At 69.6% G+C, this 18237-nt stretch carries 16 protein-coding genes; 15 read left to right on the top strand and 1 reads right to left on the bottom strand.

Annotation, left to right across the window (positions count from 1 at the left end):
- The first annotated feature begins 194 nt into the window (after positions 1-194).
- From LTV02_RS30300 to LTV02_RS30230, 15 genes are all read left to right on the top strand, one after another.
- Positions 195-1682, top strand: a complete 1488-nt coding sequence (locus LTV02_RS30300) for a DHA2 family efflux MFS transporter permease subunit (protein ID WP_233035193.1) — start codon at positions 195-197, stop codon at positions 1680-1682.
- Between the two features lie 173 nt (positions 1683-1855).
- On the top strand, positions 1856-2746 hold the full coding sequence (locus LTV02_RS30295; RefSeq protein WP_408639274.1) for an amino acid ABC transporter permease: 891 nt from the start codon (positions 1856-1858) through the stop codon (positions 2744-2746).
- Positions 2743-3507, top strand: a complete 765-nt coding sequence (locus LTV02_RS30290; protein WP_233035192.1) for an amino acid ABC transporter ATP-binding protein — start codon at positions 2743-2745, stop codon at positions 3505-3507. Before LTV02_RS30295 ends, LTV02_RS30290 begins: the two co-directional genes overlap by 4 nt.
- A gap of 33 nt (positions 3508-3540) precedes the next feature.
- Complete coding sequence (locus LTV02_RS30285; protein ID WP_233035191.1) at positions 3541-4521, top strand: ABC transporter substrate-binding protein; 981 nt, start codon at positions 3541-3543, stop codon at positions 4519-4521.
- A gap of 3 nt (positions 4522-4524) precedes the next feature.
- Complete coding sequence (locus tag LTV02_RS30280) at positions 4525-5595, top strand: LLM class flavin-dependent oxidoreductase (RefSeq protein WP_233035190.1); 1071 nt, start codon at positions 4525-4527, stop codon at positions 5593-5595.
- Positions 5592-7232, top strand: coding sequence for an ABC transporter substrate-binding protein (locus LTV02_RS30275; RefSeq protein ID WP_233035189.1), 1641 nt, complete (start codon positions 5592-5594; stop codon positions 7230-7232). The genes LTV02_RS30280 and LTV02_RS30275 overlap by 4 nt, the downstream gene beginning before the upstream one ends.
- A 4-nt stretch (positions 7233-7236) precedes the next feature.
- Positions 7237-8199 (top strand): ABC transporter permease, encoded by a 963-nt coding sequence (locus LTV02_RS30270; RefSeq protein ID WP_233035188.1) that lies wholly within the window; start codon positions 7237-7239, stop codon positions 8197-8199.
- Positions 8192-8536 carry a hypothetical protein gene (locus tag LTV02_RS30265; RefSeq protein ID WP_233035187.1) on the top strand — a complete coding sequence of 115 codons (345 nt, stop codon included), beginning with the start codon at positions 8192-8194 and terminating at the stop codon, positions 8534-8536. The genes LTV02_RS30270 and LTV02_RS30265 overlap by 8 nt, the downstream gene beginning before the upstream one ends.
- A complete protein-coding gene (locus LTV02_RS30260) occupies positions 8529-9398 on the top strand; it encodes an ABC transporter permease (protein ID WP_408639273.1) in 870 nt (289 codons plus the stop codon). Before LTV02_RS30265 ends, LTV02_RS30260 begins: the two co-directional genes overlap by 8 nt.
- Entirely contained in the window at positions 9395-11218 is a 1824-nt protein-coding gene (locus tag LTV02_RS30255) for a dipeptide ABC transporter ATP-binding protein (RefSeq protein ID WP_233035186.1), read from the top strand. Before LTV02_RS30260 ends, LTV02_RS30255 begins: the two co-directional genes overlap by 4 nt.
- Positions 11218-12315 (top strand): LLM class flavin-dependent oxidoreductase, encoded by a 1098-nt coding sequence (locus LTV02_RS30250; protein WP_233035185.1) that lies wholly within the window; start codon positions 11218-11220, stop codon positions 12313-12315. The genes LTV02_RS30255 and LTV02_RS30250 overlap by 1 nt, the downstream gene beginning before the upstream one ends.
- 12 nt (positions 12316-12327) lie before the next feature.
- Positions 12328-13686 carry an NtaA/DmoA family FMN-dependent monooxygenase gene (locus LTV02_RS30245; protein WP_233035184.1) on the top strand — a complete coding sequence of 453 codons (1359 nt, stop codon included), beginning with the start codon at positions 12328-12330 and terminating at the stop codon, positions 13684-13686.
- Positions 13683-14507 (top strand): DUF1684 domain-containing protein, encoded by an 825-nt coding sequence (locus tag LTV02_RS30240; RefSeq protein WP_233035183.1) that lies wholly within the window; start codon positions 13683-13685, stop codon positions 14505-14507. The genes LTV02_RS30245 and LTV02_RS30240 overlap by 4 nt, the downstream gene beginning before the upstream one ends.
- Positions 14504-15643 carry an LLM class flavin-dependent oxidoreductase gene (locus LTV02_RS30235; RefSeq protein WP_067721065.1) on the top strand — a complete coding sequence of 380 codons (1140 nt, stop codon included), beginning with the start codon at positions 14504-14506 and terminating at the stop codon, positions 15641-15643. The genes LTV02_RS30240 and LTV02_RS30235 overlap by 4 nt, the downstream gene beginning before the upstream one ends.
- 170 nt (positions 15644-15813) lie before the next feature.
- The gene (locus LTV02_RS30230; RefSeq protein WP_233035182.1) at positions 15814-16317 is read left to right on the top strand and encodes a GNAT family N-acetyltransferase; all 504 of its coding nucleotides are present in this window, start codon (positions 15814-15816) and stop codon (positions 16315-16317) included.
- Positions 16318-16434: 117 nt separating this feature from the next.
- Here the strand turns inward: LTV02_RS30230 and LTV02_RS30225 are convergent, their stop codons facing one another.
- Complete coding sequence (locus LTV02_RS30225) at positions 16435-17706, bottom strand: ROK family protein (protein ID WP_233035181.1); 1272 nt, start codon at positions 17704-17706, stop codon at positions 16435-16437.
- Positions 17707-18237 lie beyond the last annotated feature (531 nt).

The raw sequence follows: 18237 nt of genomic DNA, 5'->3' as shown, positions 1-18237 counted from the left end.
TCCACGGAAATTCGCTGGGAATCGACGGCGCCGGTGCGGCCGTCCGATTCGAAGCTAGGGACCGCCCGCGCCGCCTCGCCTCTGTCGAATGACCGGGGTTCCGCCGGACCCCGCACCCCGCCCGCTACCGACCCGGCAAACCAGGTAATTCGACAGAGGCGACCGCACCCCGCCCGTCCATAACGTCAATCCCCATGAACGCCACACTCGCTCCGGCCCGGGCCGCCACCGGGTCCACCCCGGCTCCCGCCCTGGCCGCCACCGCGACGGTGGTGATCCTGGCGTCGATCATGACCGTGCTCGACACCACCATCATCAATGTCGCCCTCGAACGCCTGACCGGCGCGTTCGACGCCCCGCTCGCCACCATCGCCTGGGTCGCCACCGGCTACACCCTGGCCCTGGCCACCGTCATTCCGGTAACCGCCTGGGCCATGGGCAGATTCGGCGCGAAACGCCTTTACCTGACCGCCATCGCCCTGTTCGCCGCCGGTTCCCTGCTGGCGGGGCTGGCTTGGAACGCGGAGTCGCTCATCGCCTTCCGCGTGGTGCAGGGGCTGGGCGGCGGCATGATCGTGCCGGTCGGTATGGCCATCATGATGCGGGCCTCGGACCCGGCCCGGCTGGGCCGCACCATGGCCATCATGGGCATCCCGGTCCTGATCGGCCCGCTGGCCGGTCCGGTGCTGGGCGGCTGGCTGGTCGATCACGCTTCCTGGCGCTGGATCTTCTTCATCAACCTCCCGATCGCCGCGGTCGCCCTGTGCGGTGCGTACCGGGTGCTGCGCACCGATACCCCGCAGCCCGGCCGCGCCCTGGACGTTCCTGGCCTGCTGATGCTCTCGCCCGGCCTGGCCGCTCTCATCTACGGCGTGGCCACCGGCGGCGAGCGCGCCGACTTCACCACCTCGGCCACCCTGCTGCCCACCCTCGCGGGCCTCGCCCTGATCGCCGGTTTCGTGGTGCGGGCCCTGCGCTCCGACCATCCCCTCATCGATCCGGCCCTGTTCGCGCACCGCCAATTCCGTTCCGGCGTGCTGACTCTCACCCTGTTCAGCGGCGCGTACTTCGGCTCCATGCTGCTCGGCCCGCTGTACTGGCAGGTGGTGCGCGGCGCGTCGGCCACCGAGGCGGGCGGGTACGGCATTCCGCAGGTGCTCGCCACCGGCCTGACCATGCAGATCGCCGGCCGCCTGGCCGACCGGATTCCGCCGGGCCGCATCGTGCTCACCGGAATCGTCACCGCCGCAACCGGATTCCTGGCCATGACCACGCAGATCCAAGCCGATACCGAATACTGGCGGATCGCCGCGGCCGGGGTGCTCATGGGCATCGGCGTGGGCGCGACCATCATGCCGACCGTCGCCACCGCCTCCCGCGGCCTGCCCCCGGCCGATATCCCGGCGGCCACCACCGCCATCAATATCGTGCAGCAGGTGTCGGCCTCGATCGGCGCGGCGGCGGTCTCGGTGCTGCTGAGCACGGCGCTGGTCCGCGAAGCCGGTGCGACCCTGGACTCGGTGCGCGCCGGCACCCCGCAGCAGCACGCCGCCCTGGCCGACGGCCTGGCCGACGCCTTCCGCGGCACCTACGGCTGGGCGGTGGGCGTCATGGCCCTGGCCCTGCTCCCGGCATTGCTGCTCGCGCGCAATGCGATCGGGGTGAGCCGAACCCTGTCCTAGCGCCCCGCGCGGTGCTGGAATTCCAGACGTACTCTCGTCGGTACCCACGAGCTCGCCCGGTTCGCCACGACCGGGCGAGCTCGCCGTGTTTTCCGGAAGGATTCGGGAAATCCCTTGCGCCCCTATTGAATTCATGCTGATCCGGATCGGTGACCGCCGCCACTCACCTTCGTATGGTCGTTCGGGTGAGCATTCTGGCGGCACCTCCCGAGCGTGCGGAAGCGGCCGAGGACGACGACGCCGTCCTCACCGTGGCCCGCAAGCGCCATCCGTGGCGGTGGGTGACCGGCGGGATCGCCCTGCTGCTGGTGGCGCAGTTCGCGCACGGCCTGATCACCAATCCGGGCTGGGACTGGTCCACCTTCGCGCAGTACATCACCGCCGCGTCGGTGCTGAGCGCGTTGAAGGTGACCATCGAGCTGACGGTGTGGGGGACCCTGCTGGGCTTCTTCATCGGGATCTGGCTGGCCATCGGCCGGCTGTCGAAGAACCCGGTGCTGCAGGCCATTTCGTGGACCTACATCTGGGCGTTCCGCTCGATTCCGCTGATCGTGCAGCTGCTGTTCTGGTTCAATCTGGCCTACCTGTACAAGACGCTGTCGCTGGGGATTCCGTTCGGCACGGAGTTCGTGACCTTCGAAACCAATGGCGTCATAGGCGGTTTCACCGCCGCCGTCATCGGCCTCGCGCTGCATCAGGCCGCGTATTCGGCGGAGATCATCCGCGCGGGCATCATCTCGGTGGATCAGGGGCAGTGGGAGGCGGCGAAATCGCTGGGCCTGCCCTGGCGCCGGCAGTTCTTCACGGTGATCGCCCCGCAAGCCATGCGCGGCATCCTGCCGAACGCCGCCAATGAGGTGATCTCCCTGTTCAAGGGCACCTCCATCGTCTCCACCATGGCCATCGCCGAACTCTTCTACCAGGTGCAGGTGATCTTCGGCCGCAATGGCCGGGTGGTCCCGCTGCTCATGGTCGCCACGGTCTGGTACATCGTGCTCACCACCGCCCTGAGCATCGTGCAGCACTACATCGAACGGCACTTCGCGAAGGGGCACGTGCGATGAGCGAGTACGCGATCCGGCTGCGCGGCGTGCGCAAGTCGTTCGGCGGCACCGAAGTGCTGGCGGGCATCGATCTGGCGGTGCGGCCCGGCGAGGTGACGGTGATCCTCGGCCCGTCCGGCTCCGGGAAATCCACGCTGCTGCGCACCATCAACCATCTGGAGAAGGTGGACGCCGGTTCCATCCGGGTGGCCGGTGAACTGGTCGGCTACCGCCGCAAGGGCGACAAGCTGCACGAACTGTCCGAGCGCGAGAGCCTGCGGCAGCGTTCGCGCATCGGCTTCGTCTTCCAGAACTTCAATCTCTTCCCGCATCTCACCGTGCTGGAGAACGTGGCGCTCGCGCCGGTGGCGTCGCAGGGCCGGCCCAAGGCCGAAGCGCGGGCCGAGGCCCGGGAACTGCTGGCGCGAGTCGGGTTGGCGGACAAGGCCGACGAGTATCCGAGACGCCTGTCCGGCGGTCAGCAGCAGCGCGTCGCCATCGCGCGGGCGCTCGCCCTGAGGCCGGAGGTGGTGTTGTTCGACGAACCCACCTCCGCCCTCGACCCCGAACTGGTCGGCGAGGTCCTCGACGTCATCCGTGATCTGGCCCGGGCCGGTTCCACCCTGGTGATCGTCACCCACGAACTGGGTTTCGCCCGCGAGGTCGCCGACACCGTGGTGCTGCTGGACGCGGGCCGCGTCGTCGAGGCGGGCCCGCCCGCGCAGGTCTTCGACGCCCCGGCGCACGAGCGCACCAAAGCCTTTCTCGCGCACGCGCTCTGAGCCCGTCCGCCCGAACAAGTGAGGAACCGTTTCATGTCCCTGACCAGTCGTCGCAGGCGGGTCACCGCACTGGCCGCGCTCACCGCGCTGAGCCTGCTCACCGGCGCCTGCGGCAATGGCTCCGGCGGTGACGAGCGGACCCGGACCGCGAACGGCATCGCCTACGACCTGTCGCCGGAGCAGACCGGCCGGGTGCACGCCGCCAAGGTCGATGCCATTGCCGCGCAGGTGCCGCAGGCCATTCGCGATCGCGGCTCGCTGCTCGTGACCGGCCCCGCCGGCGCCGCGCCGCCGCTGCGCTTCTACGCCACCGACGATCGCACCGTGGTCGGTTCCGAGATCGATTTCGCCACCGTCATCGCCGACATCCTGGGCTTGAAACTGGATGCGCGCGTGGCGGACTGGGCGCAGAACTTCGTGAAGGTCGATTCCGGCGAGGTGGACGCCTTCATCTCCAATGTGACCGTCACCGAGGAGCGCAAGGAGAAGTACGACTTCGCCACCTACCGCCAGGACACCGTGGCGCTGGAAGTGCCCAAGGACGCGTCCTGGAACTACAGCGACCGGAAGTCGCTGGCGGGCAAGAAGATCGGGGTCGGCTCCGGCACCAATCAGGAACAGCTGCTGGTGGCCTGGAACGACGCCAATGTGGCCGAGGGCCTGCCCAAGATCGACATCGCCTACTACCAGCAGGTGACCGACTACTACCTGGCCCTGTCCTCGGGCCGGCTGGACGGTTACCTGGGCCCGAACCCGTCGGCGCGCTATCACTCCGCCACGGCGGGCCAGACCAAGGTGGTCGCCACCTTCTCCGGCGCGGGCGACGCCCTGCAAGCCGAGATCGGGGTGCTGACCCGCAAGGACAACGGCCTGATCAAGGCGGTTCAGCAGGCCGTGCAGTACGCCATCGACAACGGCATTTACCAGAAGGTCATCGACCGCTGGGGGCTGGGCAGCGAGACCGTGAAGGAATCGCGCATCAACCCGCCCGGTCTCCCGAAGAAGAAGGGCTGAGCCGTGAAATTCCTACTGCTGACCCTGATCACGCACGTACCGGACCCGATCACCGGCGCCACCGAATCGCCCCGGCAGCGCCTGCGCCGGGTGGTGGAGAGCGCCAGGACCGCCGAAGAACTCGGTTACGACGGCTTCGCGGTGGGCGAGCGGCACGAGGATCCGTTCATCTCGGCCGCGCCGCCGGTGGTGCTCAGCCATATCGCCGCCGTCACCTCGCGCATCGCGCTGTTCACCGGCGTCACCACCTTGAGCCTGCTGGATCCGGTGCGCGCCTTCGAGGACTACTCGACGCTGGACAATCTGTCCGACGGGCGGCTGGAGATCATTATCGGCAAGGGCAACGGCGCGGCGCAGGCCCAGCTGTTCCATGTCACCACCGACGATCAGTGGGACCGCAATCGCGAAGGCTACGAACTGTTCCGGAAGCTGTGGGACAGCGACAGCGTCACCTGGGAGGGCCGGTTCCGGCCGTCGCTCACCGAGGCCAAGGCGCTGCCCCGGCCGTTGCAGCCGCGGCTGCGCATCTGGCACGGCAGCGCCACCAGCCGGGAATCGGCGGATTACGCGGCGCAGCACGGTGATCCGCTGTTCTCGGCCAATGTCACCAATCCGATCGAGCCGTACGCGGAGCTGATCGACCACTATCGCGAGCGCTGGGCCGAGTACGGGCACGATCCGGCGGAGGCGCTGGTGGGCGCGGGCACCGCCGGGTTCCTGGTGACCCGGGACTCGCAGGAGGCGCTGGACGCCTACCGCCCGATCTTCGAGGCGCGGCAGGCGGTGGCGCGGAAGTTCAACGTGCCCCTCGTGTTCGACAGCGTCGAGGATTTCGCCGAGCGCTCCTCCGCGCTCATCGGCAGTCCCCAGCAGGTGCTGGACAAGCTGTCCCGCTACCACGAGCGCTTCGGTCACGAAGTCGTGCATCTGGGCGCCGACGGTGACGGCCGCACCGAGAAACAGCATCGCGAAAGCCTCGAACTCTTCCAGTCAGAAGTCGCCGCCGAACTGCGGCAGCGCATTCCGAGCCGTCCGCTCGGAGCCGATCGTTACCCCTCCGGAGTCATTCGATGAAGTTCCCCACGGCGAAGTCCCCCGCGACGGCCGGCAAGCGTCCGCTCGCACTCGCCGGCGTCCTGGCCGCCACCCTGTCCGTCGCCGCCTGCGGTGGCGGGGACGGCGGCAGCACCGCCGCCGACGGTCCGCCGCAGTCGGGCGGAACCTTGCGCTACGGCCTGTCGGTCGCCCCGACCTGCTCGGATCCGGTGCAGGGGCAGACCAATCAGACCATCTACGTGACCCGGCAGATCGTGGACTCGCTGCTGGACCAGGACCCCGACTCCGGGGAGCTGCGGCCGTGGCTGGCCGATCAGTGGACGGTCAGCCAGGACGCCAGGACCTTCACCTTCCGGTTGAAGGAAGGCGTCACCTTCAGCGACGGCACGCCGCTGACGCCCGAAGTGGTGAAGAAGAACTTCGACTCCGTGGTGGCCATCGGCGGGGTGAAGGCGCCGCTCGCCTCCGGCTACCTGGCCGGGTACACCGGCGGGACGGTGCTCGACGCCCGCACCTTGAAGGTGGACTTCTCGGAGCCGAACGCGCAGTTCCTGCAGGCCACTTCGACGCCGCAGCTGGGTATCCAGTCCGAGGCGACGGTGGCCAAGTCGGCCGACGAACGGTGCTTGGGGAGCAATATCGGCACCGGCCCGTTCACCTACGCGGAGTACAAGCAGAACGCCTCGGCCACGCTGGTGAAGCGCGCCGGGTACAACTGGGGATCCGCATTGCAGGATCACCGGGGTGACGCCTACCTCGACAAGATCGTGTTCACGGTGGTGCCGGAGGCGGGCGTGCGCACCGGTTCGCTGTCCTCCGGGCAGCTGGACGCCATCAGTGACGCGCTGCCGCAGGATGTCGCGCAGATCGAGGCATCCGGCGGGCGAGTGCAGTTCACCTCCAACCCCGGCATTCCGTTCGGCTTTCAGCCCAATGTGACTCGCGGGCCGCTGCGTGATCCGGCGGTGCGGTCGGCGCTGATCACCGCCCTGAACCGCAAGGAACTGGTGGACACCGTGCTGGGTCCGCAGTTCAAGACCGCCACCAGCGCGCTGGCCTCGCGGACCCCGGGCTACCTGGATCTGTCCGCGCGGGTGAAGTACGACGCGGCCGCTTCCAAGCAGCTCCTGGACCAGGCGGGCTGGGTGCCGGGCGGCGACGGCATCCGGGTCAAGGACGGGCAGCGGCTGTCCTTCGGCGTGGTGTTCGCGCCGGTGTTCGCCGCCAACCAGGCCATTCTGGAACTCGCCCAGCAGCAGCTGCGCGCCGTCGGCGTGGAATTGAAGCTGGAGCCGGTGTCGGTGGCGGAGTGGACGACGCGGCAGAACAACAAGGACTTCGACTCCAACTACGGCAATCTGAGCCGGGCCGATGGCGATATCCTGCGGAACTCCTTCTCGTTCGAGCAGCGCAACCTGAATGTCCGTGCCGCGGCCGACCAGATCGATGTGCTACTGGCGCAGCAGCTTTCGACCACGGACGCCGCGGCCCGCAGCAAGATCCTCGGCGAGGTCCAGCGCGCCGTCATCGACCAGGGCCTGTTGATCCCCACCCTGGAACTGTCGCAGGCGATCGGCGTCGCGCCGGCCGCGGCGGGCGTGAAGTTCGACGCCTCCGCCCGCCTGGTCTTCCACGACACCTGGCTGAAGCGGTAAACCCATGCGGCGGTATGTGATCGGACGGGTGGCGCAAGCGGTCGGCGTGCTGTGGGCGGCGTTCACGCTGTCCTTCGTGGTGCTCTACCTGCTGCCCGCCGATCCGGTGGAGATCGCGGCCGGTGACGCCACCACCGGCACCCGCGTCGATGCCGCCGCCATCGCCGAGATGCGGGCGCGGTACGGGCTGGATCAGCCACTGGTGCAGCAGTATTGGACGGCGCTCACGCACGCGGTGCGCGGCGACCTCGGGCATTCCATCGGCACCGGGCAATCGGTCACCGGGGCGCTCGGCGACGCGCTGCCCACCACCCTGGCGCTGGCCTCGCTGGCCATGCTCTTCGCGGTGGCCGGCGGCACGGCGCTGGCGGTGGCCGCCGCCTACACCGAACGCGGCTGGCTGCGCGGACTGCTCACCGCGCTGCCGCCGCTGGGCGCGTCCGCACCCACTTTCTGGGTGGGATTGCTACTGCTGCAAGTCTTCTCGTTCCGGCTGCGCCTGGTGCCGGCGTTCGGCGGCAGCGGCTTCACCGCCACCCTGCTGCCCGCCATCACCCTGGCCATTCCGGTCGGCGCGGTCATCGCCCAGGTGCTGTACTCCAGCCTGATCACCACCTGGCGGCAGCCGTTCGTGGAGGTCGCCTTCGCCAAGGGCGCGTCCCGCTGGTGGGTGCAGCTGCGGCACGTGCTGCGCCCGGCTTCCGGTGCGGCGCTGACGGTTTCCGGGCTCTGGGTCGGCACCGTGCTGGCCGGTTCCGTGGTGGTGGAGACGGTGTTCTCCCGCAACGGCATCGGCCGCCTCACCCAGGAAGCCGTGCTGCACCAGGACATTCCGATCGTCCAAGGCGTCGTCACCTTCGCCGCCCTCGCCTTCGTGACCGTCACCCTCTTCGTCGATCTGGTCCTTCCCCTGCTCGATCCCCGTGTCGCCCACAGTGTCTCGACCAAGGAGCGCGCCCATGCCTGACCTCACCCACCGCTTCCTGCGCGGCCTGCGCGCCACCCTGCGCACCTCGGGCCCGCGCTCGCGCACCCTGCTGCTGTCGCACGCGCTGGTCGACCCGGGCCTGGCGCTGTGGAATGCCGAGCCGGACGAAACCGCGCGGGTGGCGGCGGCTCCCGCCACGCCGCCGCCGTCGGAGATTCCCGGCGCACCGGATGGAATCCAGTCGGATGCGCGGTGGAAGGACGCGGGTGCCGCGGACCGGGAACCACAGCCCGGCGCACCGCGGGGCATCCAGCTGAAAACCTGCTGGAGCGACGAGGGCGCCGCGGACGCGGTCGCCGGGGCGAGCCGTGGCTGACGCGGTCGCGCTGCGCGAATCGCCTGCGCTGCCGGTGGTTCCGCTGCGGCAGGCGGTGCGGTGGGTGCGCGCGAATCTGGGGTTGGCGGCGGCCGGGCTGGTCGTGCTGCTGGTGCTCGGGTGGGCGCTGGTGCCGTCGGTGTTCGCGGGACGGGATCCGCTGGCCGGGGTGCCCGCGCAGAAACTGCGGGGGCCGAGCGGCGAACACTGGTTCGGGACCGACAATCTCGGCCGGGATCTGTACACGCGCATCGTGCACGGAGCGGCGCTGTCGCTGACCGCGACGGTGTTCGCGGTGCTGCTCGGGCTCGTGGTGGGCAGTCTGATCGGGCTGGTCGCCGGGATGGCGGGCGGGATCGTCGACACCGCCATCAGCCGGGTGATCGATGTGCTGCTGTCGATTCCGGAACTGCTGACCTCGCTGGCGCTGATCACGGTGCTGGGGCTCGGGACGCGCAATGTGGCCATCGCCGTGGGTGTTTCGCTGATCGCGCGGTTCGCGCGGGTGATGCGGTCCGAGGTGTTGCGGGTGCGGAGCGCGCCCTATGTGGAGGCCGCTTTCGCCGCGGGCGTGCGCTGGCACACCGTGCTGTTCCGGCACGTGCTGCGCAATGCCTACGGACCGGTCGCCGCGCTCGCCACCGTCGACTTCGGCGTCTCGGTGCTGGCCGTCGCGTCGCTGAGCTTCCTCGGCTACGGCGCGGTCCCGCCCACCCCGGAGTGGGGGACGCTGATCTCCGAGGGCCGCAACTATCTCGCCACCGCGTGGTGGCTGACCACCCTGCCGGGCCTCGTGATCGTCGCCCTGGTGCTGTCCACCCAGCGCATCGCTCGCGCTCTGCACAAGGACAACGCGCGATGACCGAACCGCTGCTGAAAGTCGAAGGGCTGCACGTCGAATACCGGGGCAGCACCGGGGTCACCGCCGCGGTCGACGGCGTCGGCCTGCACGTCGAACGCGGCGAGACCGTCGCGCTGGTGGGCGAATCCGGTTCCGGCAAGTCCACGCTCGCGCACGCGGTGATCGGCCTGCTCAATGGCGGCGTGATCACCGCGGGCGAGATCACCTTCGCGGGCGATCGCATCGACCGCGCCGCGCGGCGGACGCTGCAAACCCTGCGCGGTGCGCGCATCGGCCTGGTCCCGCAGGACCCGGGCACCTCCTTGAATCCGGTGCTGCGCATCGGCGATCAGGTCGCGGAGGTGCTGCGCATCCACGGCCGCGCCGACAAGCGCACCGCCGCTGCCGAAGCCGTCCGCATCCTGGAGGAGGCGGGCCTCGACCGCCCCGAACTGCGCGCCCGCCAATACCCCCAGGACCTCTCCGGCGGCCAGCGCCAGCGCGTCCTCATCGGCATCGCCCTGGCCTGCACCCCCGAACTCGTCATCGCCGACGAACCCACCAGCGCCCTCGACGTCACCGTCCAGCGCCGCATCCTCGACCACCTGGCCCGCCGCACCGCCGAATCCGGCACCGCGGTCCTGCTCATCACCCACGACCTCGCGGTGGCCGCCGAACGCGCCGACCGCATCGTGGTGATGAAACAGGGCCGCATCGTCGAATCCGGCCCGGCCGCAACCCTGCTCACCGATCCCCAGCACGAATACACCCGCCGGCTGATCGAGGCCGCTCCCGGGCTGGGAGCGCTGAACTCCGCTGCTGCCGGGAATTCCGCCGAGACGGCGAGGAGCGGGCGCGTGGCGGCCGCCCATGACGGTGAGCGCGCGGTGCCCGCTCTCCCCGGGGATTCGGTGGCGGGCCGCCGTCGTGTGGGCGACGGCTCGGCGATCCCCGGTAACGCGGGGGAGCTCGTCGCCGCGACAGCCGGGGACGCTGCGCCGCCGGCCGTGGGAGATGCCGCGCGCTCGCCGCTGCTGGTCGCTACCGGCCTGCGGAAGTCGTTCCGGATCAGCCGGGACTTCACGCTCACGGCGGTGGACGATGTCGCGCTGGAGGTCGGGCGGGGCGAAACCTTGGCCGTGGTGGGCGAATCCGGGTCCGGGAAGTCGACCACCGCGCGGATCCTCGCGCGGCTGGCGGAGGCCGATGCGGGGACCATCACCTTCGACGGGGTGGATATCACCGCGCTGCGCGGGTCGAAGCTGCGGGAGTTGCGGCGGCGGATTCAGGTGGTTTATCAGAACCCGTACGTGTCGCTGAATCCGAAGCTGACGATCGGGCGGATCGTGGCGGAACCGTTGCAGGCGTTCGGGATCGGTAGTCGCGCGAGCCGCCGCGACACCGTGGCCGAACTGCTGGAGCAGGTGGCGCTGCCGAAGGAGTACGCCGACCGGCGGCCCGCCGAATTGTCGGGCGGGCAGCGGCAGCGGGTGGCGATCGCGCGGGCGCTGGCACTGCATCCGGATCTGCTGGTGCTGGACGAACCGGTGTCGGCACTGGATGTCTCGGTGCAGGCGCAGATTCTGGAGCTGCTGGAACGGCTGCGGGCGGAGCGGAATCTGGCCTACCTGTTCATTTCTCATGACCTCGCCGTGGTGCGCCGCCTGGCCGACCGGGTGGCGGTGATGCGGCAGGGGCGGATTGTCGAAACCGCGCCCACCGCTCGGCTTTTCGAGGATCCGAAGCACGAATACACCCGCGAGCTGCTGGCGGCGGTCCCGGTCGGACACCGTACGGCCGATCGCCCGGAAGCTCCCGTCGCTCTGGAAAGGACCGCGTGATGTCCGACCGCACCCTGCTGCTTGGGCTGGAATTGTCCGGCACCGGAACGCATCCCGCCTCCTGGCGGCGCGCCGATTCGCGGGCCGAGGAGCTGTTCACCGCGGGATATTGGGCCGATGCCGTGCACGCCGCCGACGACGCGGGCGTCGACTTCGCTTTCCTGCCGGACTCTTTCGTGGTGCAGGCGGGCACGCCGGGCCGCCTGGACGCGGTCGCCATCGCGGCGCGCGTCGCCGCCGTCACCCGCCGCATCGGACTGATCCCGCAGGCGTCGGTCACTCACACCGAGCCCTTCCACCTGTCGAAGGCGATCGCGAGCGTGGACTTCGCCAGCTTCGGCCGCGCGGGCTGGGAAGTCACCGTCTCGACCGGCGAGTCGAAACTCTTCGGGCGCAAGGACGAACAGGACGCGGCGTCGCGCTGGCACGAGGCCGCGGAAGCCGCCGAGGTGGTGGCGCGGCTGTGGGACAGCTGGGAGGACGACGCCGAGATCCGCGATATCCCCACCGGGCGGTTCATCGATCGGGACAAGCTGCACTACATCGATTTCGCGGGCGACAACTTCTCGGTCAAGGGCCCCTCGATCACGCCGCGGTCGCCGCAGGGACAGCCGCTGGTGGCGGTGCGCGCCGCCGATTCGCACAGTGCCGCGGTGGCGGCCCAATACGCCGACCTGATCCGGATCAACTCCCGCGGCCTCGACACCGCCGCGGCCTACCGCCGCGAAATCCGCAAGGCGGTGGCCGACGCCGGACGCGATCCCGACCGGGTGCGCATCCTGCTGGATATCGACATCCACCTGGCCGCCACCGCGGAGCAGGCCGCCGCCGAGGTGGCGCAGCTGGAGGAATGGACGCCGAACAATGCCCCGGACAGCGTGTTCCACATCGGCACCGCCGGTGAACTGCGCGCACTGCTGACCGAGGTGAGCGACGGCTATGCCGCCGACGGCGTGGTGCTGCGCCCGCTGGCCCTGCCCGCGCTGCTGCCGCAGCTGCCCGATATCGCCCCGCTGTCCGCGCTCCCGGCCGACCACCCCACCCTGCGCGAACGCCTCGGCCTGCCCCGTCCCGTCAATCGCTACGCCCGTTCCTGAGGAGGGAAAACCATGCCGGACCATCGCATACGCAAGCAGGTACACCTCGCGGCGCACTTCCCGGGCGTCAACCACCACACGGTGTGGACGGTTCCGGAGTCGGGCAGCCAGATCGACTTCGACTCGTTCGTGCACTTGGCGCGCACCGCCGAACGCGGACTGTTCGACTTCTTCTTCCTCGCCGAAGGCCTGCGGCTGCGCGAGCATCTGGGCCGGATCCACGATCTGGACGTGGTCGGCCGCCCGGACACCTTCACGGTGCTGAACGCGCTCGCCGCCGTCACCACGCGGCTCGGCTTGGCGGGCACCATCAACACCACCTTCAACGAACCGTACGAGCTGGCCAAGCAGTTCGCCTCGCTGGATCACCTGTCCGGCGGCCGGGCGGCCTGGAACGCCGTCACCTCCTCGGACGCGTTCACCGGCGAGAACTTCCGGCGCGGCGGCTATCTGGAGCACGCCAAGCGGTACACCCGCGCCAACGAGGTGGTCGAGGCCACCCGGGCGCTGTGGGACAGCCGGGGCGAGCTGGTGGTGGATCGGGAACGGGGCGTGTTCGGCCGGCCCGCGCCGACCGTGCGGTTCGAGAGCGAGCAGTTCACCATCGAGGGCGAGTTCGGGGTGCCGCGCAGCCCGCAGGGGTATCCGGTGCAGATCCAGGCCGGGGACTCCGACGAGGGCCGGGAGTTCGCCGCCGCCAAGGCCGATGTCATCTTCAGCGCGCACGGTGAGCTGGAGGACGGGAAGCGGTTCTACACCGATGTGAAGGACCGGCTCGCCAAGTACGGGCGAAATCGCGACGACCTGAAGATCCTGCCCGCCGCCGGGTTCGTGCTGGGCGATACCGCCGAGGAAGCCGCGGAGAACGCGAGAATCATTCGCCGCCAGCAGGTTTCCCCGCAGACCGCGATCGCGTTCCTCGAACAGGTCTGGGGCCGTGACCTTTCCGGATACGACCCGGACGGACCGCTGCCCGATATCGATCCGGTCGAGAACGTGAACATCACGCGCGGCCGGGTCCGGCACGCCAAGGATCCGCGCGCCATCGCCGACGCCTGGCGGGCCAAGGCCGCAGCCGAAAACCTCTCGATCCGCGACCTCATCATCGCCACCACCGCCCGCCAGCAGTTCGTGGGCACCCCGCGCCAGGTCGCGGCCGAGATCGACCATTACGTGCAGAGCGACGCCGCCGACGGTTTCGTGCTCGTCCCGCACCTCACCCCCACCGGCTTCGACGAATTCGTCGACAAGGTGATCCCCGAACTCCAGGAACTCGGCAGCTTCCGCACCGAGTACACCGGCAGCACCCTGCGCGACCATCTCGGTCTGCGCCACCCCCACCACGGCACCGAAGGAGTACGCGCATCATGACCGCTACCGTCACCGAATTCGATCAGCAGTGGGCGACCTGGCGCACCGAGCGCGAGAACTGGGCGCGGCAACCGCTGGGCTGGCTGAGCTTGACCGGATTGCACTGGTTGAGCGAGACCGACGAGACGTTCGACGGCGTGCCCGGGCGCTGGCGGGCCGACGGCGAGAACGTCTATCTCACCGTCGATCCGGATGCCGTCGGCGATGCCGGTGCGGCGCTGCGGCTGGAGGGCGCGGAGCTGATCGGCTCGGTCGTGCTCACGCCCGGCGAGGGCAAGCCCGGCCTGGAGATCCGGACGGGTGAGCGCGCCATCGAGGTGATCCGGCGCACCGGGCAGTTCGCGCTGCGCATTCACGATCCCGCCGCGCCGACGCTGGCCGCCTTCACCGAAATCCCGGTGTACCAGGCCAATCCGCAATGGGTGGTGAGCGGTCGGTACGAGGCTTTCGAGGAGGCGCGCACCGTCACCACCGGCGCGGTGGTCGAAGGGCTGGAACACCATCACAGCGCGGCCGGCACCGTCACCTTCGAGATCAACGGCGTGCAGCGGCAGCTGATCGTGTTCGGCAGCCCCAGCTTCGGACTGCACGTTCTGTTCACCGACGGCACCAGCGGCAGCACCACCTATGGTGGCGCGCGCCGTCTGGACCTGCCGACGCCCGATGCCGACGGCGTGGTGACGCTCGATTTCAACCGTGCGCTCAATCTGCCCTGCGCCTTCACCGATTACGCCACCTGCCCGGTCGCGCCGAGTGACAACCGGCTGCCGTTCTCGGTCACGGCGGGCGAGAAGGATCCGCGGAAGGAGCACAGCGCATGACCATCCCACTGTCGGTACTGGATCTGTCTCCGATCAGCGCCGGATCCACCGCGGCGCAGGCGCTGCGGAACACCATCGACCTGGCGCAGCACGCCGAACGCTGGGGTTACCAGCGGTATTGGGTCGCCGAGCATCATTTCGTGCGGGTGGCGAGCTCGACGCCGACCACGCTGATCGGCTTGATCGCGGCGGCCACCGAATCCATTCGCGTCGGTTCCGCCGCGGTGCAGCTCGGCCATCACACCTCCATTTCGGTGGTGGAAGCGTTCGGCACCATCGACGCGCTGTACCCGGGGCGGCTGGATCTGGGGCTGGGGCGTTCCGGTCATCGCGGTAACCAATTGCGTTCCGCCGGTGTGCCGCCGGTGCCCGCCCCGCCGCGCGCCACCACCGAGGTGCGGGACGGCGTGGTCATTCCGCCGCCGTTCAATCCGGGCCAGTTGCTCGATTACACGCGGATCGCGGCGGGTTTGGAAGCGCTGCACCTGCCGGGCGCGCAGCCGCACGACTACACCGAGCAGGTCCATCAGATCAAAGCCCTGCTGGAAGGCAATTACATCACCGAGGAGGGCGTGGAATTGCGCGCCGTCCCCGGTGAGGGCGCCGACCTGCAATTGTGGTTGTTCGGCAGCAGCGGCGGCGAAAGCGCCCAGCTGGCAGGCGAACTCGGTCTCCCGTTCGCCGCCAACTACCACGTCTCCCCGGGCACCATCGTGGAAACGGTCGAGGCGTACCGCGCCGCCTTCCGCCCCACCGCCGCGCGCCCCCGCCCCTACCTGGTGGTCTCCGCCGACGTGGTGGTCGCCGAGGACGATGCCACCGCCCAGCACCTGGCCTCCAGCTACGGCCACTGGGTCTACAGCATCCGCAGCGGCGCCGGCGCCGCCGAATACCTCGACCCCGCCACCGCCCCACCGCTCTCCGACACCCAGCGCCGCCTGGTAGACGACCGCGTAACCACCCAGTTCGTCGGCTCTCCCGCGACGGTCGCCGAACGCCTCCGCGCCCTGCAACAACTGACCGGCGCCGACGAAATCGTGGTCACCAGCGTCACTTTCGACCACGCCGACCGCCTGACCTCGCACCGCCTCCTGGCCCGCGAATGGGGCCTGCACCAGCAAACCCGCGCCGCCTGATACTTCCCGCCGCCCGCCGGGGAAGGGGACTCCACCGGCGGCGACGGGAACCCCGCATGTCGCGCAGGGCCTCGCGCACATGCGGGAGGGCCGGGCCCGGATAGTGGACCATCCGGACCCGGCCCCCAACCACCCACCGCCGGACCGCCGGCGCGCGTACCGTCGATACGGTGACCGTTCTGGAAACCGAGCGTCTCCGCCTGCGCCCCTGGACCGCCGCCGAATCCGATATCCAACTCTGGCTGGACCTGCACGCCGACTCCGCCATCACCGAATTCATCGGCACCTACACCCGCGAATCGGCCACCGAGCGCCTGACCGGCATGGAAAAACAGTGGCAGGACCGCGGCCACGGCCAATTCGTGGTCGAATCCCGCACCGACGGAACCTTCCTCGGCCGCGCCGGCCTCAACTACTGGGAACAGTTCGACGAGGTGGAAGCCGCCTGGACCTTCCGCGCCTCCGCCTGGGGCAACGGCTACGCCACCGAAGCCGCGAAGACCTTCCTGCCCTGGGGCTTCGAAGCCCTGAACGTCCCCTACATCACCGCGATGATCCGCCCCCACAACGTCCGCTCCCAGCGGGTAGCGGACCGCCTCGGCTTCACCCACTTCCGCCACGACACCCTGTTCGGCAACCCGGTGATCGTCAACGTCCGCCACCGCCCGGAATAGCGAAATCCCCCGCCGGACAGGTCCGGCGGGGGACTATTCCTACTTCGGGGGTTCGGGGGCTCAGTCCCCAAACCTTCAATTCCTTCGGGGGTGTGGGGGCTTGCCCCCACAATCCTCTTACCTCGCGGTACGAGTGGCCCGGCGCATGGCCGAGAGCGGGTCGGCGTAGAAGACGCTCAGCGAGGTGACCGCGGCGGCGAATTCCTGCACCCGCCCACCGAAGCGGCTGATGCGGAGGTCGGCTGCCGGGAGGGTGGTCGACTCGTTGAAAGCCTTGGCGACGCGCTCCATTCCGGGGCGCCAGCCGGTGAAAGCCTGGCCGCCGAGGACTACTCGGTCGGGGTTGAACATGTCCCGGACGAGAGCGGCGGTGCGGCCGAGGATTTCGGCGCGTTCGATGAGCAGGTCGCGGGCCGCGGCGTTGCCGGTGTCGGCGGCGCGGTAGAGATCCGTGACGACCGGGCGGCGGGGGGCCTCCGGCTTGGGGAGCACGCCCTTGCGGACGGCGCGCTCCAGCAGGAAACGCTCACCGATGGTGGCTTCCAAGCAGCCGCGCCGGCCGCAGGTGCAATCGACGTCCGAGCCGGTGGGCAGGTGGGCGATCGAGCCGGGGCCGTTGGCGGGAGTGTGCACGCGATCGTGCAAAGTCACTGCCACACCGGCGGTTTCGCGAGCGTAGATGTAGAGGCTGCTGCCCGGACGGGTCTCCTCACCGGGCTCGCGACCGAGCAGCAGTTCCGAGGCCGCCATCGCCTCCACGTGCGCCGACACCGAAACCGGCTGATCGAGCACGCTGCTGAACACGGCGGCCACCGGCGCGGCCGTCCAGCCCAGGCGCGGATGATCGACCACACCGGCGGACGGATCTACGCGTCCGGCGATCGCGACCCCGGTCCACAGCGGCTTGCGGCGCGGCAACCGATCCAGGAACGCCTTCGCGCTCCGCGCCACTATGGTCAGCGCCGCGTCCTGACCCGTTTGCGGAGTGGCGATTTCGAGTCCGCCGAGAATCCGGCCGGACAGATCGGCGGCCACGATGCGGGTCACGGTGGACCCGATGTGCACGCCGAGCGTGACATAGGAATCGGTATCGACCTCGAACGGCACGCGCGGCCGGCCGACCGCGCCGGACGCGGTCAGATCGGCCCGCTCGCGCAGCAGCCCGGCCGAAAGCAGCGCGGACACTTGACGATTCACGGTGGCGATACTCAGGCCGGTGGTCTGCGCGGCCACATCGCGGAAGATCGGCCCGCGCGCCGCGGCGCGCAGCACGGCGGCCGCGGGGTTGTCGGTAATGCGCAATTCCGGCGGCACGGCGGGCCGGGCGGGAGCCAGGCGCGCGGTGGCGACGGTCGAATTCTGCGATCGTTCGATCGTGGGACTGGACATATTCGGAGTCCTTGCTGCGGTCCCGTCGGCTAACGGGACGAATGCCTACATGAAGAAATCAGCGATGCAGCGAAGAGCCCGGATTCGAGCGAATCGGGGTCAGTACTCGGCTGCGCGACGGCAGGGACAACACAGTTCCCGTTGCCGCGGCAGCCGCACACCCAGCGCGACGGTCACATAGGTGACCCGTGCGGCGGTGGGGCGACTGGAAGACATGGGATCAAATTAGCATTCCGCTCAGGGGGAACGGAAGGCGAACGCGAACCTCCCGGCCGCCCGGGCATTTCGAGGGGGTGTGACGGGAAACCCTCCGGGGTGCTGCGCCTCCTGCCGAAATCTTTGCGCCAGTTAACTTTTGATGACGCATCGAACCGCGGTCCGCGACGCGCCGGAACGTGACCGACGACACTCCGCGTTCTCACATCTCGAGACAGCGCCGTACCGCACCAGCTCACTCCGGCGCCCGGTCCGGCACACGCATTCCGATCAGTGTGATTCCAAGCCGGGCCCTGGTCGGGCAGGTGGCGCAAT

It is taken from the genome of Nocardia yamanashiensis, assembly GCF_021183565.1.
GTDB classification, from domain to species: domain Bacteria; phylum Actinomycetota; class Actinomycetes; order Mycobacteriales; family Mycobacteriaceae; genus Nocardia; species Nocardia yamanashiensis.
Note: the sequence above shows the minus strand (reverse complement) of the source record. Positions and strands in the feature narration are given on the sequence as shown.

What these genes read in the sequence shown, in the direction of transcription:
- LTV02_RS30265 (WP_233035187.1), top strand. Translation starts at nt 8,192, where the DNA reads ATGCCTGACCTCACCCACCGCTTCCTGCGCGGCCTGCGCGCCACCCTG.
- LTV02_RS30270 (WP_233035188.1), top strand. Translation starts at nt 7,237, where the DNA reads ATGCGGCGGTATGTGATCGGACGGGTGGCGCAAGCGGTCGGCGTGCTG.
- LTV02_RS30240 (WP_233035183.1), top strand. Translation starts at nt 13,683, where the DNA reads ATGACCGCTACCGTCACCGAATTCGATCAGCAGTGGGCGACCTGGCGC.
- LTV02_RS30245 (WP_233035184.1), top strand. Translation starts at nt 12,328, where the DNA reads ATGCCGGACCATCGCATACGCAAGCAGGTACACCTCGCGGCGCACTTC.
- LTV02_RS30295 (WP_408639274.1), top strand. Translation starts at nt 1,856, where the DNA reads ATGGTCGTTCGGGTGAGCATTCTGGCGGCACCTCCCGAGCGTGCGGAA.
- LTV02_RS30300 (WP_233035193.1), top strand. Translation starts at nt 195, where the DNA reads ATGAACGCCACACTCGCTCCGGCCCGGGCCGCCACCGGGTCCACCCCG.
- LTV02_RS30285 (WP_233035191.1), top strand. Translation starts at nt 3,541, where the DNA reads ATGTCCCTGACCAGTCGTCGCAGGCGGGTCACCGCACTGGCCGCGCTC.
- LTV02_RS30275 (WP_233035189.1), top strand. Translation starts at nt 5,592, where the DNA reads ATGAAGTTCCCCACGGCGAAGTCCCCCGCGACGGCCGGCAAGCGTCCG.
- LTV02_RS30250 (WP_233035185.1), top strand. Translation starts at nt 11,218, where the DNA reads ATGTCCGACCGCACCCTGCTGCTTGGGCTGGAATTGTCCGGCACCGGA.
- LTV02_RS30290 (WP_233035192.1), top strand. Translation starts at nt 2,743, where the DNA reads ATGAGCGAGTACGCGATCCGGCTGCGCGGCGTGCGCAAGTCGTTCGGC.
- LTV02_RS30255 (WP_233035186.1), top strand. Translation starts at nt 9,395, where the DNA reads ATGACCGAACCGCTGCTGAAAGTCGAAGGGCTGCACGTCGAATACCGG.
- LTV02_RS30225 (WP_233035181.1), bottom strand. Translation starts at nt 17,706, where the DNA reads ATGTCCAGTCCCACGATCGAACGATCGCAGAATTCGACCGTCGCCACC.
- LTV02_RS30235 (WP_067721065.1), top strand. Translation starts at nt 14,504, where the DNA reads ATGACCATCCCACTGTCGGTACTGGATCTGTCTCCGATCAGCGCCGGA.